A 20,538-nucleotide genomic window follows, 5' to 3' on the forward strand; every position below is an offset into this window, starting at 1 on the left:
CGGCGGCATGCGCCGGCGCCGCGCGTTGTGGATCGGTTGGGGACGCGCCACCGTCCCCGCGCTAGGATGGAGGCCGCGCCGGCAACGCCCGGCCTCCTTCATGTCCAAGCCACCGTCGCGGAGCCACCCATGCGCAAGACCCTGCTGTTGCTCGTTCCCGTCCTCCTGCTCGGCGCCTGCAGCTGGGGCATCACGCTCGACGATGCCGCCAAGAACGTGCGCACGGCCTGGAGCGGCGATGTCTCTTCCTGCCGCGAGCTGGGCAAGGTCACCGTCTCGGTGATGAACCGCGTCGGCCCGGTCGACCGCAACGACATCAAGGTGCGCGACGAGCTGGAAGTGCTGGCCCGCAACGAGGCCGCCAAGATGCACGCCGACACCATCAAGCCGCTGGCCGAACCGACCGACGGCTCGCAGCCGTGGGGCGCCTACCAGTGTGGCGCGAACACAGTGCCGCCGGCGCGCTCGGCCGCGCCGGCCGGTTCGGCGCCAGGCAATGCGCAGACGTTCCCGATCAAGGGTCACTGAGCGCGCCGCAGCGAAGCCAGGGGCGCCAGCCGCCGCGTGCAGGCCGTGGCGGTAGGCGTGCCGGGCGTGGTTTGCGATGATGCGTGCTGTTGCCTGCCGATGCCGCCATGAACCAGTTGATCAACGCACCCGGCCGGCTCGCGCGCCGCATGCTGCCGTTCCGGCGCAAACCGCGCGCGCGCGCCGAGCTGCCGTTCTTCGCGGTGCCGGCCGCGGCCATCGCCGTGCTGCCCGATCCGGCCGCGTTCCGGCAGACGCTGCTGCGCCTGATCGCGCAGGCCAGCCGGCGCATCGTGATCGTGGCGCTGTACCTGCAGGACGACGACGGCGGCCGCGAAGTGCTCGGCGCGCTGCATGCGGCGAAGCTGCGCGCGCCGGGGTTGCGGATATCCGTGTTCGTCGACTGGCATCGCGCGCAACGCGGCCTGATCGGCAAGCAGAAGAGCGAAGGCAATGCGGGCATGTACCGCGAGCTCGCCGCGCGGTTCGGTCCGGGCGTCGACCTCTACGGCGTGCCGGTGCAGAACCGCGAGCTGTTCGGCGTGCTGCACCTGAAGGGTTTCGTGATCGACGACGCCGTGCTGTACAGCGGCGCCAGCCTCAACGACGTCTACCTGGTGCGGCACGGGCGCTACCGGCTCGACCGCTATCACCTGCTGCAGCATGCCGGCCTGGCCGATGCGATGGCCGGGTTCGTGCAGCGCCACTTCGTCGGCAGCGATGCCGTGCGGCGGCTGGATCTGGCCGGAGTGCCGTCCACGAAATCACTGCAGCCGGCGATCCGCGAATTCCGCCAGCAGCTGCAGCGGGCGAGTTACGAGGTGCCGCCGGCGACGCTGACCGGCGGCGAGGTCGCGGTGACGCCGCTGCTGGGCTTCGGTCGCAGCGACAACGCGCTGAACGAGGCGCTGCTGGAGCTGCTGCGCGGCGCGCGCGAGCGGGTGCTGCTGCTCACGCCGTACTTCAACCTGCCGCGACCGGTGCGCGCCGTGCTGGGCCAGCTGCTGCGGCACGGCTGCCGCATCGACATCATGGTCGGCGACAAGACCGCGAACGATTTCTACATCCCGCCGGGGCAGCCGTTCAAGACCATCGGCCTGCTGCCCTACCTGTACGAGAACAACCTGCGCCGCTTCGCGCGGGCGCATCGCCGGCACATCGACAGCGGCCAACTCAACTTGTACCTGTGGCGTGACGGCGACAACAGCTACCACCTGAAGGGCCTGTTCGTCGACGACGACGTGGCGGTGCTAACCGGCAACAACCTCAACCCGCGCGCGTGGTCGCTGGACCTGGAGAACGGCCTGGTCCTGCGCGACCCGGCGCACCTGCTGCAGGCGAAGCACGCGGCGGAGTGGGCGGCCCTGCGCCGGCATGCCGTACGGCTGAGCGACGACCGCGCGCTGGAAAACCCGCGGCGCTACCCGGCCGAAGTGCGCCGGCTGCTGCGCCGGGTGAACCGCGTGCGGCTGGACCGGCTGGTCAACCGCCTGCTGTAGGGCGGGCACGGCCCGCCGGTTTTTCGGGATGCCGTGGCGACAGCGGTGGGCGCTGCCCGCCTTACCGCACGGCGAGGCGGTCCAGCCGCATGCCCAGCCAGTTCGCCACGTGCGGCCATTCATCGGCGAGGATGCTGAAGCAGACGGTGTTGCGCAGGCTGCCGTCGGTGCGGCGCTTGTGCGCGCGCAGCACACCTTCGCGCTGCGCGCCGAGGCGCTCGATCGCGCGCAGCGATGCCTCGTTGCCCTCGTCGGCGTGGAAGGCCACCGCCACGCAGTCCAGCGCCTCGAACGCGTGCTCCAGCAGCAGTCGCTTGCAGGCGGTGTTGAGGTGGGTCTTCTGCCAGCGCCTGGCGTACCAGGTGTAGCCGATCGCCAGGCGCGGCAGCGCGGCGTCGATCTCGTAGTAGCGGGTGCTGCCGACGACCTCGCCGCTGCCGGCCTCGCGCACGGCGAACGGCAGCATCAGTCCGTCGGCCTGGCCCTGCAGCGCTTTTTCGACGTAGCCGCGCGCCTGTCCCGGCGGCGGCACGCTGGTGACCGTGAGGTTCCACAGCTCGCCGTCGGCGGCGGCTTCCAGGGCCGGCGCGTGGTCCAGGCTCAGCGGTTCCAGCACGACATGCTCGTCGTGCAGGCGGATCGGGGCGAACGGGTTCATGGAGAGTCCGGCGTGATGGTCAGGCGTCGAGGTCGGGGATCAGCTTGCTCTCGAGTCGCGCGATGTTGTCCTTCAGCAGCAGTTTGCGTTTCTTCAGCCGGGTCAGCTGCAGCTCGTCGCGGCCGATGGCGGACGCGAGCTGATCGATCGCCGCATCGAGGTCGCGATGCTCCATCCGCAACTCGGCCAGGAGATGGACGATCTCGGCGTGATCCTGAACCTGCATGGCAAGCGACTGCTGGGGGCGACTTCATTAGTTTAACGCCGTTTGCGCAGCGGTAGCGGCGTGCGCAGCCGGCTACAATGGGGGTTCTTCTTCGTCCGCCTGGCCGTCATGTCCGTCCCGCTCGAGATTACCCGCCCATCGGCCGCCGAGGCCGGCAAGCTGGCCCGGCGCCTGCGTCGCCAGGTCGGGCAGGCGATCGGCGATTTCGGCATGATCGAGGATGGTGACAAGGTGATGGTGTGCCTGTCCGGCGGCAAGGATTCCCACACCCTGCTGGATCTGCTGCTGCAACTGCAGGCGAAGGCGCCGGTGCGCTTCGCGCTGGTCGCGGTGAACCTGGACCAGAAGCAGCCGGGTTTTCCGGCGCACGTATTGCCGGCCTACCTGAAGTCGCGCGGCGTGCCGTTCCACATCATCGAGCAGGACACCTACAGCGCGGTGACGCGGGTGATCCCCGCCGGCAAGACCCTGTGCAGCCTGTGTTCGCGGCTGCGCCGCGGCGCGCTGTACACCTGGGCGGCGGCGAACGGCATCAGCAAGATCGCGCTCGGCCATCATCGCGACGACATCCTCGCCACGTTCTTCCTCAACCTGTTCTACCAGGCGCAGCTGAAGGCGATGCCGCCGAAGCTGCGCTCGGACGACGGCCGCCACGTGGTGATCCGCCCGCTGGCGTATTGCCGCGAGAGCGACATCGCCGAGTACGCAACGCAGCGGCAGTTCCCGATCATCCCGTGCAACCTGTGCGGTTCGCAGGACAATCTGCAGCGCCAGGCGGTGCGGCGCATGCTGGCCGGCTGGGAACAGCAGCAGCCCGGGCGCAGCGAGAACGTCTTTCGCGCGCTGGCGCATGTGTCACCCTCGCATCTGGCGGACCGCACGCTGTTCGATTTCACGCTGGGCGCGTCGTCTGCCGCGGCCTGGCCTGCCGCCGCGGCGGATGAGACCGCGAACCTGCAAGCTTGAACGTTCCGCCCACCCTTCCACTGTCTGTCGAGTAACCGCCGTGTCCTTCTTTGCATCCCTTGAAATGGCCCCTGGCGATCCGATCCTGGGCCTCACCGAGACCTACGTGGCCGATCTGCGCCCGGGCAAGATCAACTTGGGCGTGGGCATCTATGTCGACGAGCAGGGTCGTATTCCGCTGCTGCCGACCGTGCACGAGGTGGAACAGGCGCTGGCCGCGGCGGCGAAGCCGCGCGGCTACCTGCCGATCGACGGCCTGGCGGCGTACAACCGGCTGACCCAGCAACTGGTGTTCGGCGCGGAATCGCCGCTGTTGGCCGCCGGCCGCGTGGCCACCGCGCAGACCATCGGCGGCAGTGCCGCGCTGCGCGTGGCGGCCGACCTGCTGAAGCAGGTGGCCGGCGCGGGGGCGAAGGTCGCGATCAGCAACCCCAGCTGGGGCAACCATCACGTGGTGTTCCGCACCGCCGGCTTCGAGCTGCTGGAATACCGCTACTACAGCGCGGCCAGCCACGGCCTGGATCTCGCCGGCATGCTGGAGGACCTGGGCAAGCTGGAGCCCGGCACGGTGGTACTGCTGCACGCGTGCTGCCACAACCCGACCGGCGTCGACCTGGATGCGGCGCAGTGGCAACAGCTGATCGAACTGCTCAAGGAGCGCCGGCTGCTGCCGTTCGTCGACATGGCCTATCAGGGCTTCGACCAGGGCACCGAACAGGACGCCACCGCGGTGCGCCTGCTGGCGGCGTCCGGCATCGAGGCGTTCGTGGTCGCCAACTCGTACTCCAAGTCGTTCTCGCTGTACGGCGAGCGCGTCGGTGCGCTGTCGATGGTCGGCGCCGATCGCGGCGAGGCCGAGCGGCTGCAGTCGAAGATCAAGCAGGTCATCCGCACGATCTATTCCAGCCCGTCCACGCACGGCGCCGCGCTGGTCGCCGGCGTGCTCGGCAGCAGCGAGCTGCGCGCGCGCTGGGAAGAAGAGCTGGGCGGCATGCGCGGGCGCATCCACGCGATGCGCGCCGGCTTCGTCGAAAAGCTGGCCGCGCTCGGCGCGCCGGATTTCGGCTTCATCAACAAGCAGGCCGGCATGTTCTCCTATTCCGGCCTGAGCAAGGCGCAGGTGCACCGGCTGCGCGACGAGTACGCGATCTATGCGCTGGACAGCGGGCGCATCTGCGTGGCCGCGCTGAACCAGGCCAATCTCGATACCGTGGCCGCGGCGGTCGCGGCCGTCACCCGCTGAAATTCCCTGTCGTCATCCCGGCTTGCGCTGGAATGGCGACGAACCTCCTTGCGCCTTCGTGGCGACACTGATCCGGATACCGAATGTTCTTTCGCAACCTCACGCTGTTCCGTTTTTCCCCTGCCGTCGCCACCGATCTCGACCGCCTCGACGAAGTGCTGGCCGAGCACCGGCTGCGCCCGTGCGGGCCGCTGGAGATGTTCACCAAGGGTTTCGTGCCGCCGGTCGGGCGCGGCGAAGGCGAGCCGCTCACGCATGCGGTGAAGCACTGCACCCTGCTGACCGTGGGCGGCGAGGACAAGCTGCTGCCGGCGGCGGTGATCAACGAAGAACTGCAGCGCAAGGTGCAGAAGATCGCCGAGGAGGAAGGCCGCAAGGTCGGCGGCCGCGAGCGCAAGCGGATCAAGGAAGACCTGCTCACCGAACTGCTGCCGCGTGCCTTCGTGCGCAACTCGCGGATGTCCGCCTACGCCGACAAGAAGCATGGCTGGCTGGTGCTGGACACCTCCAGCCGCAAGTCGGCCGAGAACGCGCTGACCCAGATCCGCGAGGCGCTGGGCAGCTTCCCGGCGGTGCCGCTGGCGCCGGAGGAAGGCCCGCGCGTACTGATGACCGACTGGCTGGCCACCGGCAACCTGCCGGCTGGCCTGACCCTGGGCGACGAGTGCGAGCTGCGCGACCCGGCCACCGCCACCGGCGCGATCGCCCGCTGCCGTCGGCAGGACCTGGACGCCGAGGAAGTCAAGGAGCACCTGCGCAACGGCAAGCAGGTGTTCATGCTGGGTCTCACCTTCGATGAGCGGATCAGTTTCGTGCTCGGTGAGGACCTGATCGTGCGCAAGCTGAGGTTCCTCGACGTGGTGATGGACGAGTTGGGCGACAGCCACGAGGACGCCCGCGCCGAGCTGGACGCCGGTTTTGCCCTGCTGACGCTGGAACTGGAGCGGCTGCTGGGCAAGCTGGAGGAATGGTTCGGCCTGCCGCGCCCGGCCGATAGCTGAACGAAAAAGCCATATCGCCGGGACGTCCGGCGCGCCATACTGGGCGTCCGGTCGCTTGCGGGCGGCCGATTCCCTCTTGATCAGCACGGGCCCGGGCAAGCAGCAGGCAGGATCATGGCGCAGCATCTGGAAGGCGACTGGCTGGAACTGGCAACGGTGGGCGGCAGCATCATCCGGGTGCTGAAGACCGCCCATCCGCGTGCCCGCCGGCTGCGCCTCACGGTGACACCGCAGGGCGCGCGGGTGACCTATCCGCTCGGCACCCACCCGGCCCAGGTCAGCGCGTTCCTGCGCAGCCACGCCGAGTGGCTGGAGCAGAAGCTCGACGAACTGAACCTGATCGTGAAGCCGTTGCCGCCGCTGCGCGTGGGCTATCCGTGCAGCTTCCCGCTGCGCGGCGAATTGGCGGAACTGGACTGGGTCGAGGGTGCCTATCCGAAGATCGAGCCGCATGCGACCGGGTTGACCCTGGTGATTCCACGCCCGCACACCCGCGCGCTGCCGATCGCCCGCGGCCTGCTCGCCTCGCACCTGGAAACGCTGATCCGCCGCGACGTCTCGCGCTGGCTGGCCGGCTACGTGCCGCAGCTGGGGTTGGCGCCGACCTCGCTCAGGATCCGGCCGATGAAGAGCCTGTGGGGCAGCCTGGACACCCGCGACCGCATCAACCTCGACCTCGCGCTGGCGCTGGCGCCGCCGTCGGCGCTGCGCTACGTGCTGGCTCACGAGCTGTGCCATCTGAAGGTACGCAATCACTCGCCGCGGTTCTGGGCGCAGGTCGAGAACCTGTTTCCGGACTGGCGCGAACAGCGCGACTGGCTGCGCCAGCACGGCGCGATCCTGAAGGCCGAACTCGACCGACTGGTCGACGACGTGGCCGATTGATGCCGCGTGCGGCCCGGCTCAGTGGTTCCTGGGCTGGCGCACGTACTTCGTCCCCAGCAGCACGTCCCACAGCGGCGTGGTGACGCCGAAATTGCTGTCCGGGTGGTAGTGGTGCACGTGGTGGGCGCCGGCCCAGCGCCGCAGCAGCGGCTGGTGGAAGCGCACGTGGTGGATGATGAAGTGGCTCAGGCCGTAGACGATGTAGCCGAAGGTGATCGCGCTGGCCAGCAGCAGGGCGAAACCGGTCGGCAGCAGCAGCACGAACACGCCGGCCAGCGCCAGCAGCACCGCCGGCGGCAGGAAGAACGGCAGCGAGTCGTAGCCCAGTGGCCGCGCGTGGTGCAGGTCGTGGCCCTGCGTGAACAGCGGGATGCGCGTGTGGAACAACCAGCGGTGGAAGAGGTACTCGATGAAGCTGAAGGCGAACAGGCCCAGGCCGAGCGCCAGCAGTGCGGTCAGCGGGCCGTCCGCATGCCTGCGCCAGCCCAGCACCAGCAACAGCAGGCACAGCGCGCTGTCCACGCCGAGTTCGGCCCAGTAGTTGGCGGGGGTGGCGGACATCCGCATCACCGCGTCCACGAAGATGCGCCACGGACTTCGCTTCATCACTTGCTGCACCGTCCTGTCTTCGCATGGTTACGCCGGACCGCAACGTCACCGCGGCATTGTCCCACGGTGTCACACGCATTTCACAATGCCGCGGAATGGCGGCGGCGCGCCGTTCAGCATCCGGCGCCAGCGCTGTTCAATGCGACAGCGCGAAGCCGGTGAGGATCTGCGCGGTCTGCTCGGGCTTTTCCTCCATCGGCATGTGGTTGCAGCCGTTGATGGTGCTGGTGCTGATCGCGCTGGCGGCGGTCAGGCCGTTGCGCAGGCTGTCCAGCGCGGAGATGTCCACGATCTTGTCGTCGTGGCACCACAGGCCGAGCACCGGCATGGTCAGCTGGCCCAGCCGGTTCTGCACGGAAAGGTATTGTCCGGGCTCGCGCAATTCGTCGAAGCTGCGCTCGATGAAGGCGCGGTCGCGCTGGTTGCGCTGGATGAACACGTCGACGAAGCGGCCGGGCAGGTCGAGCGGCTGCTCGTACGCCAGTGCGGTGGCGCGTTCGAAACCGGCGTGGTCGTCGAACACGAACGGGTTCCTGCCGGCCAGCGCGTCGCGGTCGAACGCGTTCTCCTTGCCCTTCAGGCCGAACGCGTCGAGCAGTGCCAGCGCGGACATGCGCTCGGGATGCTCGCTGGCGTACACGCCGGCGATCGCGCCGCCCATCGAGTGGCCGACCAGCAGGAAGCGCTGCAGGCCCAGGGTTCGCACGAAGGCGTCGAGGCGTCCGGCCTGGGCGTCGATGTTGTAGCTGGCGCCAGGCACCCGCGAGGAGTCGCCCCAGCCGGGCAGGTCGGGGATGATCAGGTGGAAGTGCGGCGTGAGCAGCTTCGCCGTCTCCAGCCATACGCTCTTGTCGGCGTCGAAGCCGTGCAGCAGCACGATGGTCGGCCCCTGGCCGCCTTCGTAGTAGACCCAGTGCGTGTCGCCGGCCCGCACCGAGTGATCCTCCAGATGTGCCGCCATCGCCTCGCGGGCGACGTTCGCCTGCAGCAGCCATTGCGGCGCGAACAGGTAGCTCCCGCCCAGCACGAGCGCCAGCAGCGCCGCCAGCCACGCCAGGAATTTCAGCCGGCGCCGCAGCATGCGTTTCCAGAGCGGGGCGGTGGTGTTCGTTGATGGCGGCATGGTGGTTTTCTTGGAATGTGGCAGGTTGGGCTCCCTCCCCTGCATCGCAGGGGAGGGTTGGGGTGGGGTCGCTCTTGACCTTGGTCGAAGATCAAAAGCGCTACCCCCTCCCAGCCTCCCCCCTGCGGAGCAGGGGGAGGGGCGGTCAGTGCTTCGCTTGCTTCGCCTTGGCGAGGATGCCCTCCACCACCTGCTGAGTAAGCGGGTGGTAACCGGCCTTGGCCCTGGCGTAGACCTGCTCGGCGAAGGCCAGGCCTTCCGGGGTTTTCACCAAGGCCTTGTACAGCGGCGTGGTGAGATAGATGCGGCCGATCCGCGTCATGTGTTCGGCGGCGGCGTTCCACACGGCCTTGTCGCCGGCGGCGATCGCGTGGCTGTACCAGCGCATGCCGATCTCGGCGTTCGGCGTGCCGGTGAGGTGCCAGGCGGCATCGAGTTCCTGCATCTTCGGCAGCGGCGGCGCGTCGGGCAGGCGGTCGAGGAAGTACATCCATTCCTGGGTGTTCCAGCCTTTGGCGTCGAGCTTGTCGGCGGCCAGCGAGCCGGCGAGGAAATCCGTGCGCTCGCGGTCGATCGCGTTGAAGCGCGGCGAGTCGGGCAGCGGCGCATCCTTGGGGATGCCTTCGCCGTAGACCCAGGCCTTTGCCTCGTCCCAGCCCATCTTGCCGGGATATTTTTCGATCAGGTTCGGCTTCAGGTAGTCGAGCATCTGCTCGGTGCTGATGCTCTGGAACGCGAAGTGCTGAAAGTAGCCCTTCAGGTAGGCATCGAACGCCTCGCGGCCGAAGCGCTGCTCCAGTGTGCGCAGGAACCACGAGCCCTTGTCGTAGGCCACGTCGGACAGCGCGTCGTCGGCGCCGATGCCGCGCGGATCGGGCGCCAGCTTCTGCGCGTTGGCGGCCATCGCGCCGATGCTCTTCTGCAAGGCGCGGGCGGACAGCAACGCCTCCTCGTCGGCCAGCGCCTTGCCGTACACCGCCTCGGTGATGCGGCCCTGCACGTAGGTGGTGAAGCCCTCGTTGAGCCAGATGTCGCGCCACGCGGCGGACGTCACCAGGTTGCCCGACCACGAGTGGGCCAGCTCGTGCGAGACCAGCGAGACCAGGCTCTTGTCGCCGACCAGCACGGTCGGCGTGGCGAACGTCATGTTCGGGTTTTCCATGCCGCCGAACGGGAACGACGGCGGCAGCACCAAGATGTCGTAGCGGCCCCACGCGTACGGGCCGTACAGCTGCTCGGTGGCGGCGATCAGCTGCTCGGTGTCCTCGAACTCGTGCGCGGCCTTGTTCACCACCGACGGCTCGGCGTAGACGGCCGAACGCGGCCCGGTCTCCTTCACCGCGAGGTCGCCGGCGGCGATCGCCAGCAGGTAGGACGGGATCGGGTGCGGCTGCTCAAATGCGAACTTGCCGTCCAGCGGATGCTTCGCGTCGTTGATTGCGCTCATCACCACGCGCACGTCCTTCGGCGCGGTGACGCGGGCGTCGTAGGTGAAGCGGATCGCCGGCGAATCCTGCAGCGGCACCCACGAGCGCGCGTGGATCGACTCGGACTGCGAGAACATGAACGGCAACTTCTTGTCGGCGGTCTGCGCCGGGGTCAGCCACTGCAGGCCGGACGCCTCGGGCGAGCTGGTGTAGACGATGCGCACCTGCGCCGGATGCTTCGGCGTGGCGATGGTCAGCTTGCTGCCCAGCACCTTGTCGCGCGGGGCCAATGCGTATTTCAGCGGCGTGGCCTTGCCATCGGCGGCCAGCGCCTCGACGCGGGCGATCTTCAGGTCGCGCGTGTCCAGCACCAGCGACTGCGCCTTGGGATTCTTCCAGTCCAGCTTCAGCGTGGCCTGGCCGTCGAGCTGCTTGTGCGGGAAGTCGATCGTGAGGTCGAGATCCAGATGGGTCACGCGCACCTGGTCGGGCTGCGCGTAGGAATTCGGGTCGTTGGCGTAGGCGGCCAGCGGCAGCACGAGGCTGCCGAGGGCGAGGATGGAAAGCAGGCGCATGCAGCGGCTCCGGGTGCAGGGATGCGACGAGTATGCCATCGCAGCAAGCTGGCTGACCCGTGACGGAAGGCCTGGTCGCATGGCGGGCGGCGGTTCCGGACGGCGCGTCGCCGAGACTTTTCTCGTTACGGCGAAAGGTGCAAGCTTGCCGCACGGATGTCGCCATGATCGACGACTACGCGTCGGCGGCGCGAACCTGGGGAGAGGGCATGCTGATTGGCGCGGATCCATCGGCGTTCGGCTACTTCATCGCGGCCCTGATCGCCACCACCGGCATCGCGTTCGCCTCCGGCGTGCAGTTCGTGGTCATCGGCCTTTGGCGGCGCCGCGAAGCCGTCTATCTTTCCTACGCGGCGCTGTGCCTGTGCATCGCCGTGCTTGCGCTTGGCAACATGCGGCTGGCGCGGGCCGACGGGCTGGCGGCGGCCACCGCTGCGCTGCACTGGATGATCGCGGCGGCCATCGCCAGCTTCGCCCCCATGGTGGTGTTCATCCGCGCCTACACCGGCGCCGGCACCCGCTGGCGCCTGCTGCTGGCGATGAGCCTGCTGATGGTGGTGCTGCTGTGTGTCAACGGGTCGGCGCCGGCCACCCTGTTCTTCTCGCGCCTGGAACCGGGCCAAGCCATCGTGCTGCCGTGGGGCGAGCGGCTGTACCGCGTCTCCGGCGCCGCCTCGGCCTGGGGTCTGGCCTTCCATGTGGCCAGTTATGCGGTCTTCCTGTGGGCGCTCGGCCGCGCATGGGCGCAGTACCGCGGCGGCGACACGCTGCGCGCCGTGTTGCTGGGCGGCTGCCTGATCGTGCAGTTCGTCGTCCTGCTGTGGGGCGACATCATGGTCGACCTGCTCGGCTACCAGGCTCCCTACCTGGACGCCTTCGCCTTCCTGCCCTTCGTGTTGCTGATGAGCCTGTCGCTGGCCGCGCAGATGCGCCGGCGTACGGCACAACTGGAACACACCCGGCGGCAGCTCGAGGTCGAGGAACACACGCGCCACGCCGCCGAGCAGAACCTGCGCCATCTCGCCTATCACGACAGCCTGACTGGCCTGCCCAATCGCGCCTGTGCGCTGAAGCGGCTCGCCGAATCGCGTGCCGACGCGCTGGCGCGCGGCGTCTGCGGCGCCTTGCTGCTGATCGATCTGGACAACTTCAAGACCATCAACGACGGCCTGGGTCACCACGTCGGCGATCGCCTGCTGCAGGCCATGGCCGAGCGCCTGCTTGCCGCGGCGCCACCCGAGGCCACGCTGGCGCGCTTGGGCGGAGACGAGTTCGTCTTGATGCTGGGGTTGCGGGAACGCACGCCGTCGGAAGTGCAGGCACGCGCGGAGCGGGTCGCGCAGGACGTGATCGCGCTGGTGTCCGAGCCGGTGATGGAGGGTCGGCACGTACTCGGGGTGGGTGCCAGCGTCGGCGTGGCGGTATACCCCGTCGGCGAGGTGGGCGTGGCCGACCTGCTGCGCCGGGCCGACATCGCGCTGTACCGGGCCAAGGCGGCCGGACGCAACACGGTGCGGGTGTTCCTGCCGCCGATGCAGCAGGAGGCCGACCAGCGCCTGCGCCTGGAACGCGGCCTGCGTGAGGCGCTGGAGCAGGATCGCATGGGCACGCAGTTCGCGCTGCATTTCCAGCCGCAGATCACGGCCGCGGGCGAACTGCTGGGCGCCGAGGCGCTGCTGCGCTGGCACCACCCGCAGCTGGGCGAAGTGGCGCCGGAAAAATTCATCCCGCTGGCCGAGGAAACCGGCCTGATCCACGCGCTCGGCGCCTGGGTCGTCGACGAGGCCTGCGCGCACCTGCGCGCCTGGGATCGCGACGGCATCCCCCACGGCGGGTCCCTGGCGGTCAACGTGAGCGCCTGGCAACTCGTCCATCCGCACTATGCCGCCCGGCTGGTGGCGCAGGTGCATGCGGCCGGCGTCGCGCCGGCGCGGCTCACCCTGGAACTGACCGAGAGCGCCTTGCTGCAGGATTTCGACGGCGCGCAGGCGACCCTGCGACGGCTCGCCGCCGCGGGCTTCCGGCTGGCGCTGGACGACTTCGGCGTCGGCTACTCCTCGCTGAACTACCTGCAACACCTGCCGCTGGACGTCCTCAAGATCGACCGCGCCTTCGTGAGCGAGCTGCAGGTCGAGGCCGGCAATCCGCTGGCCGGCTTCATCATCGACATGGCGCACCGGCTGGGCATCGTGGCGGTGGCGGAAGGCGTGGAGACCGCGTTCCAGCGCCAGGCGCTGGAACAGATGGGCTGCGACGCCCTGCAGGGCTACCTGATCAGCCGCCCGGTCGGCGACGCCAGCTTTCGTCGCTGGGTGGTCGCCCACCGCCACGCCCCCGTGTCCTGACGGGCGCCGGCGGAAGCGGCCGGGAAAGCGGCGGCTCCCCGCGCTGTGCCGCCAGACGGACTCAACCCCACAGCGGCGGCTTGGCGACCATCAGCCAGAAGGTGGCGAGCACCGCGAGGAAGGCCGGCCAGCCCAGCGCGAACCAGATGCGCATGCAGCGGTGGTAGGCCGGCGGCAGCGCCGTGCCGTCGCGCAGTGCGGCGTCGGCGAGCCGGCACGCCCGCCATTGCAGCCACACCACCGGCAGCCAGCAGGCGCCGGCCAGCAGGTACAGCGCGGCGGCGGCCTGCAGCCACGGCGTGTGCCAGTCGAAGCCCAGCAGTCGCATCAGCAGATAACCCGACAGCGGCTGCACGATCACCGCCGGCGTGGTGAACAGGGTGTCCGCGCGCACGGTCAGTCGTGCGGCGACCGCGATCGCCGCAGGCTGGCCGCTGCGGTGGGTGAGCCAGAAGAAGAAGGCGGTGCCCAGGCCGGTGCCGAACAGCAGCGTGGACGACAGGATGTGCACGGTCTTCAGCAGCGCGTAGGCGTCGTTCATCGGTGCTCTTCCGTCGCCCGCAGCAGCGCCAGCGCCGCGATCAGCGGCAGGTTCTTCAGCAAGCCGCCGAACGGATCCAGCCAGTGGACCGGCCAGGCGGTGCCGATGGCGACGGTGTAGCCGAGCAGCATCGCCAGCATCAGCGCCAGCACCAGGCGCGGCCGCCAGCGCAGAAGGCACAGCGCGCCCAGCAGCAGGTCGGCGCTGGCGGTGGCGCGTGCCAGGGCGAGCAAGCCGGGAGCCGGGAGCAAACTGTCCGCAGCGGCGGCCAGCACATCGGCCGGCGGGGTCAGCCAGCCGACTACGCCAGAGCCGAGCCAGAGCAGGGCCATCGACACGCGCAGCAGCGGCAGGCCGAAATACAGCCGCGCGTGCCAGCGATCCTGCACCTGGCTGGGCGCTTCGGCGAGGGCGCGTTGCAGCGACCGCGGCGCCAGGCCGAGGCGTTCGTGCAGGCGGTCGACGGCGTCGGCGGCACCGAGGTTGCCGCGCTCGAGCATGCGCGCCATGGTGTTGCCGAGCGGGCCGCGGCCCAGGTGCTCGCCCAGCGCGCAGGCCAGGCGCACCAGCGGCGCGGGTACCGCCAGCGTACGGGCGCGCCCGAAGCCCAGCCAGCGGCGCCAGGCCAGCAGGTAGTCGCGCAGGCTCAGCACGTCGGGGCCGACCAGTTCGAGCACGTCGCGGGCGACCACCGGCCGGGCCAGCGCGGCGACTACGGCCGCGCCGACGTCTTCGGCGGCGATCGGCTGCAGCCGTTGCCCGCCACGGCCGGGCAGCGGCAGCAAGCCGGGCAGCCCGGCCAGCGCGCGCAGCAGCGAACTGCCGCCGTAGGAGCCGCGTGCGCCGTAGACCAGCGACGGGCGCAGCACCAGCCAGTCCAGCTCCAGTGCCATCAGCGCGCTGTCGCCGCGATGCTTGGAGGCGATGAAGGCGCCGTCTTCGGCGTGGCCCAGCGCGGACAGCTGGATCGCCCGCCGTACCCCGGCCTGCGCGCAGGCGCGGAACAACGCCAGCGGCGCCTGTTCGTGCACGGCAGCGAAAGTGTCGGCGCCGCGCTCGCGCAGGATGCCCGCGCAGTTGACTACCGCCTCGACGCCGGCGAGGCGGGGCAGCCAATCCTCGCTGCGCACGTCGCGGGCCATGTCGCAAGCGACCGCCGCGAGGCCGGGGAAGCGCGTGTCGAGGCGCGCGCCGCGCACCGCGCAGACTACTTCGTGGCCGGCCGCCGTCAGTGCCGCGACGATGTGTGCGCCGATGAAGCCGTAGGCGCCGGTGACCAGTATGCGCATGGAGTTTCCTCGGTGCCGGTGACGGTGGGGGAACTCAGCAGTAGCGGTCGGCCATCAGGTCGGTTGCCGCCACCAGCTTGTCCACGATCGCCGGGTCGGCCGCGCTGTGCCCGGCCAGCACCACCTGCAGGCGCGCTTCCGGCCAGGCCTGGCTGAGGTCGTATGCGCTCGCCATCGGGCAGATGATGTCGTAGCGGCCGTGCACGATGGTGGCGGGAATGTGGCGCAGGCGGCCGACGTCGCGCAGCAGCTGGTCGGGTTCGAGGAAGATGGCGTGGCGGAAGTAGTGCGCCTCCATCACGGCCAGGCTGACCGCCTTGTGCGGGTCCTCGAACTCGCCGCCGGCGTCGGGGTCGTGCAGCAAGGTGGTGCTGCCGCCTTCCCATGCGCTCCACGCCCGCGCCGCGGCGAGCCGGGTGGCCTCGTCGTCGCTGGTCAGGCGGCTCCAGTAGGCGTCCAGCATCGAACCGCGTTCGGCCTCGGGGATGAAGGCGAGGAAGCGCGCCCAGCGCTCGGGGAAGATCTGCGCCGCGCCGCCGTCCACCTCGTTGAACCAGCGCAGTTCCTGCGGCCGGCCGAGGAAGATGCCGCGCAGCACCAGGCCGAGCACGCGCTCGGCGTGCGTCTGCGCGTAGGCCAGCGCCAGGGTCGAGCCCCAGGAGCCGCCGAACACCACCCAGCGCTCGATCTCCAACTGTTCGCGGATCGCCTCGATGTCGGCGACCAGGTGCCAGGTGGTGTTGTCGGTGAGCTCGGCGAACGGGGTCGACTGGCCGGCGCCACGCTGGTCGAACAGCACGATGCGGTAGCGCGTCGGGTCGAAGAAGCGGCGGTGGTAGGCCGACAATCCCGCGCCCGGGCCGCCATGCAGGAACACCACCGGCAGGCCAGCGGGGTTGCCGCATTCCTCCACGTACAGGGTGTGGATCGCATCGACGGCGAGGCGGTGGGTACGGTACGGCTCGATCTCGGGGTACATCTCGCGCATGGCGGGGATCTCTTGTGGATTTTGTCCTCCCCCCTGCGACCGAAGGAAGTCCCTTGGGGGCAAGCGGGAGGGTGTGTTGCGTCAGTCGAACTGCAGTGCGGCGGTGAGGTCGCCCGGCGGCGGACCGCCGGCGGCGATCATCGCCTGCTCGCGCAGTTTGAGGCCGGGCAGTTTCGCCAGGCCGAAGCGGCGGGTGATCAAGCGCAGGATCGAGCCGGTGTCGTAGACGCTGTGGTCGACGAAACCCTTCTTCGCGAACGGCGACATCACCAGCGCCGGGATGCGCGAGCCCGGGCCCCAGCGGTCGCCCTTCGGCGGCGCCACGTGGTCCCACCAGCCGCCGTTCTCGTCGACGGTGATCAGCACCAGCATGTTCGGCCACAGCGGACTGGCCTGCAGTGCCTCGACCACCTGCGCCAGGTGGCGATCACCGGCGTCCACGCTGGCGTAGCCGGCGTGCATGTTGAGGTCGCCCTGCGGCTTGTAGAACGTCACCGGCGGCAGCGTGCCGGCGGCGGCCGCGGCGAGGAAGTGGTTGGTGGCCGCCTCGCCGCCCGTACCGGCGTCGCGCAGGTGCCGCGCGCGCGCTGCGGTGCCGGGCGCGAACTGGCGGAAGTAGTTGAACGGCTGGTGGTGCGGCTGGAAGTTCGGCACCTCCGGGAACTCGCGGTGGTCGCCGTCGCCGCGGCCGTCCTGCGCCAGCTGCCAGGCGCCGGCGTACCAGGCCCAGTCGACGCCGGCGGCGGACAGCGCGTCGCCGATGGTGGTGTGGTCCTGCGCGGGCAGCGTGTTGGGGCTGGCCGCGTCGGCCAGGCGCGGGTCGAGCTTGTCGCGGCTGAATCCGGGCGCATAGGCCGGGCCGATCGTGTTGACAGCCCAGAAGTCCGGCGTGAGCGCGTCGTGGGTGACGAACGTCGGGCGCCCCTGCATCGCGCTGGCCGGCGAGTCCCCGGCCAGCTTCGGACGGATACCGGTGGGGTCGCTGCCTTCCAGCGTGGCGATCTGGAATTTCGCCGGGCTGCGGTCCGCGTGCGGATAGTACGGCGGCTGTGCCGCGGCCAGGTACTGATGGTTGAGGAAGGAGCCGCCGAACGTGCCCATGAAGAAGTTGTCGCACAGGGTGTACTGGCGGGCCAGCTGCCACAGCCGCAGCTTCGCACCGTCGGCATAGTGCCCCATGGTCATCGCGCCGGTGTTGCCCCAGGCGACGAAGCCGTCGTTGCGGCCGCCGTTGATCTGCAGCTGGTTCTCGTAGAAGCGGTGCACCAGGTCGCGGGTGATCACGCCGTGCGGCAGCGGCACGCCGTCCGGCGTGGCCAGTGCGAACGGGCGGTTCGGCAGGCCGGTGATGGCGTGCTCGTCGATCCGGTAGTGGCGACCATCGACCGTCTGCGCGCGCGGCGCCAGGCCGCCCCAGACCGGCGGCAGCGTGTCGAACAGGCGGCCGTCGCGGTCGCGCTGGCGATAGGCCGGCGAGTCGAGCGCCTGCAGCGGCTGGGCCAGGCCGGGAAAGTCCGCGAACAGGTTGTTGAAGCTGCGGTTCTCCGCGTACAGCACCACCACGTGGCGGATGTGCCGGCGCAGCTGCGCGTCGAGCGCCGCGTCGGCGACCGTGGGTGCCGACGCCGGTGGCTGCCCGCCGAACGGCTTGCAGCCGCCGGCGGCGAGCGCCGCGCCGGCCAGCGCGAGGCCGCCGAGCAGGCGCCGGCGTGCGGGGTCGGCGGGTGCCTCGTCGGGCGGGGCCAGGGGCTGGTGGTCGATCGGGTCGGTCATGGCGTCGGTCGCTGGCGGGTGGGTGTCAATCGTCGGACATCGCGCGTGCCGCGTTCCACATGGCGCGGGTCAGCGGACGATGCTCGTGCGGCGTCTGCAGCACGATCAGGGTGGTGGTGCTGGTGCTGGCACCGGTTTTCAGCAGGCGGTCGAGCACGGCTTCGAGGTGGCCGATCGACATCGCCACCACGTGCAGCAGGGCCGAGTCCTCGCCGGCGAGGCGGCGGCATTCCAGCACTTCGGGGATGTCCTCGACCAGCGCGCCGATGCGCGCGCAGGTGGCGCCGTCGCAACGCAGCCGGATCATCGCGCTGATGCCGTAACCCAGCCGCTTCGGATCGACCGTGGCGCGGTAGCCGCTGATCACCCCGGCTTCCTCCAGCCGCTTCACCCGCTCGGCCACCGCCGGCGCGGACAGGCGCACCTTGCGGCCCAACTCGGCGTAGCCCAGGCGCGCGTCCTGCTGCAGCGCTTCGAGCAGCTGCCAGTCCTTGGCGTCCAGTTCCGGCTTCGGTTCCATGACTTTCGATTCCAAGGCGGGACCCCGAAAAAAATGATTCGATCGCTGGCGAAGTGCCGAGAAAACGATCCGGCGCATTATTCCCCGGTATGAGCGGCAAGACTAGGATGCGCACTTCCCCACCCCAGGAATCCGTCCCCATGGATACCGTTGAACGTCTCGATGGCCGCGCCCTCGTCGCCATCGCGATTGCCTTGCTGACCTGGTCGTCGGCGTACGCCGCGATCGCGTACGCCTTGCCGGCCTTTACTCCGGGCGAGGTCGCGTTCGCGCGGCTGCTGATCGGCTCGCTGTGCTTCGCCGTGCTGCTGCGGGTGAAGCGCGTGCCGCTGCCGGCGCGGCGCGACTGGCCGCTGCTGGCGCTGCTCGGCGTGCTCGGTCTGACCGTCTACCACCTGTGCCTGAATTACGCCGAGACGCGGATCGCCAGCGGCACCGCCGCGATCCTGATCTCGCTGGTGCCGGCTGCCACCGCGGCGGTGTCGGCGCTGTGGCTGCACGAGCGGCTGGCGCTGCGCAGCTGGGTCGGGCTGGCGGTGGCGTTGCTCGGCACGGTGCTGGTGGTGCTGGCCAGCGGGCAGCGGGTGGAGGTCGATCCGAAGGCCTTGCTGGTGCTGGTCTGCGTGATTGTCTCGGCGATCTTCTTCGTGGGCCAGAAGGCGCTGTTCGCGCGCAACAGCATGCTCGGCGTCACCGCGTTCGCGTTCTTCGCCGGCACGCTCGCCGCGCTGCCGTTCGGCTGGCACTTGCCGCAGGCGCTGCTGACGGCGTCGTGGGCGCACATCGGCGCGCTGCTGTGGCTGGGTATCGCGCCGACCTTCGTCGGTTATCTGGCGTGGAACATGGCGGTGAATCGCGCGTCGGCCTCGCGGGTCAGCAGCTTCATCTACCTGTCGCCGCCGATCGCGCTGCTGATCGGCTGGCTGTGGCTGCACGAGGTGCCGAACGCGCTGATCCTGGTCGGCGGCGCGATCACCGTCGGCGGCGTGGTGCTGGCGAATGCGCGGCGGCGTGCCGCGCCGGTGTCGGCCGCGCCGGTCGAGGCGTGCGAGCAATGCTGAGGGACGCGTGATGGGTCATCTATTCGACCTGGCGCAGCAGGCCGCGCAGCTGGAACAGACCTGGCGGTCGCAGCGGCTGGCGCGCGTGGGCGATGCCAGCCTCAAGCTGCTGCGCATGGATGCGCAAGCCTATCCGGACGAGACGCATGCGTACGCCGAGGGCCTGCTGGTCCTCGAAGGCGAATTGCGCCTGGACGTGGCGGGCGAGGCAGTCACCGTGGCGGCGGGCCAGCTCTGCATGGTGCCGGCCGGCGTGCCGCATGCGGTGCTGCCGGGCAGCAGCGGCACCTTGCTGATCATCGACGCCTGAGCGGCGCTCAGTTCAGCCGGGTGAGCTGCAGCACCTGCGGGTCGTCGGCGTGGTCCAGCAGCAAGCGCTGCACGCGGCCCTGCCAGGCTTGCGCGAATGCGGCGCGCTGCTCCGCGGTGGCCTCGGGGTGGAGCGCGCCGACCATCAGCTCGCGCAGGTTCGGTGCCGCCGGCACCGTGGCCAGGTCCAGTTCCACTGCCACGGCGGTGCCGTTGTCGCGGCGGCGGAACTGCACCGCGCCGGCGCCCGACGAGGCCGCGTAGCCCAGCAGTGCCTGCCGCACGAAACGGCCGCCGATACCGTGGAAGCCGTTGCCTGCCGCGGCGCCGGTGACCAGGGTCAGCACCTGCGCGATCACTCCAGTGACGCCTTCGTCCTCGGCGGCCGGCATGCGCACCGTGACGCCGCCGCGCTCGGCCGGCTCGCCCGGATACAGCGCACGCAATGCCGTGCGCGCCATCAGCCAGGCGCCGGCCACGGTGGGGCAGGAATGGCCGGCCAGCCGCACGGCATCGACATAGGCGTATTCCAGCAGGCCGTCGTCGGCGGCGCCGAGGAAGGCCGCCAGCGGGTCGCGCATGCGGATGCGCGGGGCCTGGTCGTAGAACGCGGGGTAGTTCATGCGCGGGGGCCGCTCACTCGACCGGCAGGCCGGTGATGCCGAAGTCGATCACCACCGCATCGGCGTCGCGCTGGCGATAGGTCACGGTGAGGTTGTCGCCCAGGCGCTCGCGCAGCTGGGCGATCAGCGGGATCGGGTCGTGGTCGTTGACGAAGCGCATCGTCTCGCCGCCGCGCAGCGCGCCGATGGCGCCGAAGATCGCCGAATGGCGGAAGCGGCGCGCCACGCCGCGGGCGTCGAAGAGGTGGACGTTCTGTTCGGCAACGGCATCGATGGACATGGTGGGAGTGCTCGCAGTCAAGGGAGCGCCCAACATACGCCGCGCGCCGCGGCGCGCCACTGATCTGGA

At 70.0% G+C, this 20,538-nt stretch carries 21 protein-coding genes; 9 read left to right on the plus strand and 12 right to left on the minus strand.

Translation table 11 applies throughout. From position 1 onward, the window contains the following. The first annotated feature begins 129 nt into the window (after positions 1-129). Together RHOOR92_RS0113170 and pssA are read left to right on the plus strand one after the other, a co-directional pair. Positions 130-528 carry a DUF4156 domain-containing protein gene (locus RHOOR92_RS0113170; protein WP_027490457.1) on the plus strand — a complete coding sequence of 133 codons (399 nt, stop codon included), beginning with the start codon at positions 130-132 and terminating at the stop codon, positions 526-528. 107 nt (positions 529-635) lie between these two features. Beyond that, positions 636-2,027 carry a CDP-diacylglycerol--serine O-phosphatidyltransferase gene (gene pssA, locus RHOOR92_RS0113175; RefSeq protein ID WP_015448924.1) on the plus strand — a complete coding sequence of 464 codons (1,392 nt, stop codon included), beginning with the start codon at positions 636-638 and terminating at the stop codon, positions 2,025-2,027. A 61-nt stretch (positions 2,028-2,088) separates the two neighbouring features. Here the strand turns inward: pssA and RHOOR92_RS0113180 are convergent, their stop codons facing one another. Both RHOOR92_RS0113180 and RHOOR92_RS0113185 read right to left on the minus strand, forming a co-directional pair. Continuing rightward, complete coding sequence (locus RHOOR92_RS0113180) at positions 2,089-2,685, minus strand: GNAT family protein (RefSeq protein ID WP_027490458.1); 597 nt, start codon at positions 2,683-2,685, stop codon at positions 2,089-2,091. A gap of 19 nt (positions 2,686-2,704) precedes the next feature. Beyond that, entirely contained in the window at positions 2,705-2,911 is a 207-nt protein-coding gene (locus RHOOR92_RS0113185) for a DUF465 domain-containing protein (protein ID WP_007513695.1), read from the minus strand. Between the two features lie 108 nt (positions 2,912-3,019). On the opposite strand from RHOOR92_RS0113185, the gene ttcA reads away from it, so the two are divergent. The 4 genes from ttcA (at position 3,020) to RHOOR92_RS0113205 (ending at position 7,006) form a co-directional block, all read left to right on the plus strand. Continuing rightward, positions 3,020-3,877, plus strand: coding sequence for a tRNA 2-thiocytidine(32) synthetase TtcA (gene ttcA / locus RHOOR92_RS0113190; RefSeq protein ID WP_027490459.1), 858 nt, complete (start codon positions 3,020-3,022; stop codon positions 3,875-3,877). A gap of 40 nt (positions 3,878-3,917) precedes the next feature. Next, entirely contained in the window at positions 3,918-5,120 is a 1,203-nt protein-coding gene (locus tag RHOOR92_RS0113195; RefSeq protein ID WP_027490460.1) for an amino acid aminotransferase, read from the plus strand. Positions 5,121-5,203: 83 nt separating this feature from the next. Continuing rightward, the gene (locus RHOOR92_RS0113200) at positions 5,204-6,121 is read left to right on the plus strand and encodes a recombination-associated protein RdgC (RefSeq protein WP_027490461.1); all 918 of its coding nucleotides are present in this window, start codon (positions 5,204-5,206) and stop codon (positions 6,119-6,121) included. Positions 6,122-6,235: 114 nt separating this feature from the next. Further along, positions 6,236-7,006, plus strand: coding sequence for a SprT family zinc-dependent metalloprotease (locus tag RHOOR92_RS0113205; RefSeq protein ID WP_027490462.1), 771 nt, complete (start codon positions 6,236-6,238; stop codon positions 7,004-7,006). Positions 7,007-7,024: 18 nt separating this feature from the next. Here RHOOR92_RS0113205 and RHOOR92_RS0113210 read toward each other — a convergent pair whose 3' ends face one another. The 3 genes from RHOOR92_RS0113210 to RHOOR92_RS0113220 form a co-directional block, all read right to left on the minus strand. Further along, positions 7,025-7,612 (minus strand): sterol desaturase family protein, encoded by a 588-nt coding sequence (locus tag RHOOR92_RS0113210; protein WP_027490463.1) that lies wholly within the window; start codon positions 7,610-7,612, stop codon positions 7,025-7,027. Positions 7,613-7,751: 139 nt separating this feature from the next. Then, complete coding sequence (locus tag RHOOR92_RS0113215; RefSeq protein ID WP_015448920.1) at positions 7,752-8,696, minus strand: alpha/beta hydrolase; 945 nt, start codon at positions 8,694-8,696, stop codon at positions 7,752-7,754. Positions 8,697-8,883: 187 nt separating this feature from the next. Continuing rightward, a complete protein-coding gene (locus RHOOR92_RS0113220; protein ID WP_027490464.1) occupies positions 8,884-10,740 on the minus strand; it encodes a M1 family metallopeptidase in 1,857 nt (618 codons plus the stop codon). A gap of 164 nt (positions 10,741-10,904) precedes the next feature. Here RHOOR92_RS0113220 and RHOOR92_RS0113225 point away from each other — a divergent pair, with 164 nt between their 5' ends. Beyond that, the gene (locus RHOOR92_RS0113225) at positions 10,905-13,085 is read left to right on the plus strand and encodes an EAL domain-containing protein (protein WP_027490465.1); all 2,181 of its coding nucleotides are present in this window, start codon (positions 10,905-10,907) and stop codon (positions 13,083-13,085) included. Positions 13,086-13,146: 61 nt separating this feature from the next. On the opposite strand, the gene RHOOR92_RS0113230 is transcribed toward RHOOR92_RS0113225, so the two are convergent. The 5 genes from RHOOR92_RS0113230 to RHOOR92_RS0113250 form a co-directional block, all read right to left on the minus strand. After that, positions 13,147-13,626 (minus strand): DUF2269 domain-containing protein, encoded by a 480-nt coding sequence (locus RHOOR92_RS0113230; RefSeq protein WP_027490466.1) that lies wholly within the window; start codon positions 13,624-13,626, stop codon positions 13,147-13,149. Further along, a complete protein-coding gene (locus tag RHOOR92_RS0113235; RefSeq protein ID WP_027490467.1) occupies positions 13,623-14,915 on the minus strand; it encodes a DoxX-like family protein in 1,293 nt (430 codons plus the stop codon). Before RHOOR92_RS0113235 ends, RHOOR92_RS0113230 begins: the two co-directional genes overlap by 4 nt. Positions 14,916-14,949: 34 nt before the next feature. Further along, positions 14,950-15,903, minus strand: coding sequence for a prolyl aminopeptidase (gene pip, locus RHOOR92_RS0113240; RefSeq protein WP_007513717.1), 954 nt, complete (start codon positions 15,901-15,903; stop codon positions 14,950-14,952). 81 nt (positions 15,904-15,984) lie between these two features. After that, positions 15,985-17,676: an acid phosphatase gene (gene acpA / locus RHOOR92_RS0113245; RefSeq protein WP_007513719.1), complete on the minus strand. Its 1,692-nt coding sequence runs from the start codon at positions 17,674-17,676 to the stop codon at positions 15,985-15,987. A 25-nt stretch (positions 17,677-17,701) separates the two neighbouring features. Further along, entirely contained in the window at positions 17,702-18,196 is a 495-nt protein-coding gene (locus RHOOR92_RS0113250) for an Lrp/AsnC family transcriptional regulator (protein WP_037115437.1), read from the minus strand. 140 nt (positions 18,197-18,336) lie between these two features. Here RHOOR92_RS0113250 and RHOOR92_RS0113255 point away from each other — a divergent pair, with 140 nt between their 5' ends. Together RHOOR92_RS0113255 and RHOOR92_RS0113260 are read left to right on the plus strand one after the other, a co-directional pair. After that, positions 18,337-19,257, plus strand: a complete 921-nt coding sequence (locus RHOOR92_RS0113255) for a DMT family transporter (protein ID WP_027490469.1) — start codon at positions 18,337-18,339, stop codon at positions 19,255-19,257. Between the two features lie 10 nt (positions 19,258-19,267). Then, a complete protein-coding gene (locus RHOOR92_RS0113260) occupies positions 19,268-19,567 on the plus strand; it encodes a cupin domain-containing protein (RefSeq protein ID WP_007513726.1) in 300 nt (99 codons plus the stop codon). 7 nt (positions 19,568-19,574) lie between these two features. Here RHOOR92_RS0113260 and RHOOR92_RS0113265 read toward each other — a convergent pair whose 3' ends face one another. Together RHOOR92_RS0113265 and RHOOR92_RS0113270 are read right to left on the minus strand one after the other, a co-directional pair. Beyond that, entirely contained in the window at positions 19,575-20,189 is a 615-nt protein-coding gene (locus RHOOR92_RS0113265) for an FmdE family protein (protein WP_007513728.1), read from the minus strand. A gap of 13 nt (positions 20,190-20,202) precedes the next feature. Then, positions 20,203-20,469 (minus strand): DUF2249 domain-containing protein, encoded by a 267-nt coding sequence (locus RHOOR92_RS0113270; protein ID WP_007513730.1) that lies wholly within the window; start codon positions 20,467-20,469, stop codon positions 20,203-20,205. Positions 20,470-20,538: the final 69 nt, after the last annotated feature.

The sequence above is a fragment of the Rhodanobacter sp. OR92 genome, from assembly GCF_000427545.1.
In the GTDB taxonomy this organism is placed as follows: domain Bacteria; phylum Pseudomonadota; class Gammaproteobacteria; order Xanthomonadales; family Rhodanobacteraceae; genus Rhodanobacter; species Rhodanobacter denitrificans.

Bases quoted from the DNA above. Each gene is read 5' to 3' on its own strand.
- RHOOR92_RS0113210 (WP_027490463.1), bottom strand. From the start codon at position 7,612: ATGAAGCGAAGTCCGTGGCGCATCTTCGTGGACGCGGTGATGCGGATG.
- RHOOR92_RS0113205 (WP_027490462.1), top strand. From the start codon at position 6,236: ATGGCGCAGCATCTGGAAGGCGACTGGCTGGAACTGGCAACGGTGGGC.
- pip (WP_007513717.1), bottom strand. From the start codon at position 15,903: ATGCGCGAGATGTACCCCGAGATCGAGCCGTACCGTACCCACCGCCTC.
- RHOOR92_RS0113230 (WP_027490466.1), bottom strand. From the start codon at position 13,626: ATGAACGACGCCTACGCGCTGCTGAAGACCGTGCACATCCTGTCGTCC.
- RHOOR92_RS0113235 (WP_027490467.1), bottom strand. From the start codon at position 14,915: ATGCGCATACTGGTCACCGGCGCCTACGGCTTCATCGGCGCACACATC.
- RHOOR92_RS0113220 (WP_027490464.1), bottom strand. From the start codon at position 10,740: ATGCGCCTGCTTTCCATCCTCGCCCTCGGCAGCCTCGTGCTGCCGCTG.
- RHOOR92_RS0113270 (WP_007513730.1), bottom strand. From the start codon at position 20,469: ATGTCCATCGATGCCGTTGCCGAACAGAACGTCCACCTCTTCGACGCC.
- RHOOR92_RS0113185 (WP_007513695.1), bottom strand. From the start codon at position 2,911: ATGCAGGTTCAGGATCACGCCGAGATCGTCCATCTCCTGGCCGAGTTG.
- RHOOR92_RS0113180 (WP_027490458.1), bottom strand. From the start codon at position 2,685: ATGAACCCGTTCGCCCCGATCCGCCTGCACGACGAGCATGTCGTGCTG.
- RHOOR92_RS0113265 (WP_007513728.1), bottom strand. From the start codon at position 20,189: ATGAACTACCCCGCGTTCTACGACCAGGCCCCGCGCATCCGCATGCGC.
- pssA (WP_015448924.1), top strand. From the start codon at position 636: ATGAACCAGTTGATCAACGCACCCGGCCGGCTCGCGCGCCGCATGCTG.
- ttcA (WP_027490459.1), top strand. From the start codon at position 3,020: ATGTCCGTCCCGCTCGAGATTACCCGCCCATCGGCCGCCGAGGCCGGC.
- RHOOR92_RS0113250 (WP_037115437.1), bottom strand. From the start codon at position 18,196: ATGGAACCGAAGCCGGAACTGGACGCCAAGGACTGGCAGCTGCTCGAA.
- RHOOR92_RS0113170 (WP_027490457.1), top strand. From the start codon at position 130: ATGCGCAAGACCCTGCTGTTGCTCGTTCCCGTCCTCCTGCTCGGCGCC.
- RHOOR92_RS0113215 (WP_015448920.1), bottom strand. From the start codon at position 8,696: ATGCTGCGGCGCCGGCTGAAATTCCTGGCGTGGCTGGCGGCGCTGCTG.
- RHOOR92_RS0113200 (WP_027490461.1), top strand. From the start codon at position 5,204: ATGTTCTTTCGCAACCTCACGCTGTTCCGTTTTTCCCCTGCCGTCGCC.
- RHOOR92_RS0113225 (WP_027490465.1), top strand. From the start codon at position 10,905: ATGATCGACGACTACGCGTCGGCGGCGCGAACCTGGGGAGAGGGCATG.
- RHOOR92_RS0113255 (WP_027490469.1), top strand. From the start codon at position 18,337: ATGGATACCGTTGAACGTCTCGATGGCCGCGCCCTCGTCGCCATCGCG.
- acpA (WP_007513719.1), bottom strand. From the start codon at position 17,676: ATGACCGACCCGATCGACCACCAGCCCCTGGCCCCGCCCGACGAGGCA.
- RHOOR92_RS0113260 (WP_007513726.1), top strand. From the start codon at position 19,268: ATGGGTCATCTATTCGACCTGGCGCAGCAGGCCGCGCAGCTGGAACAG.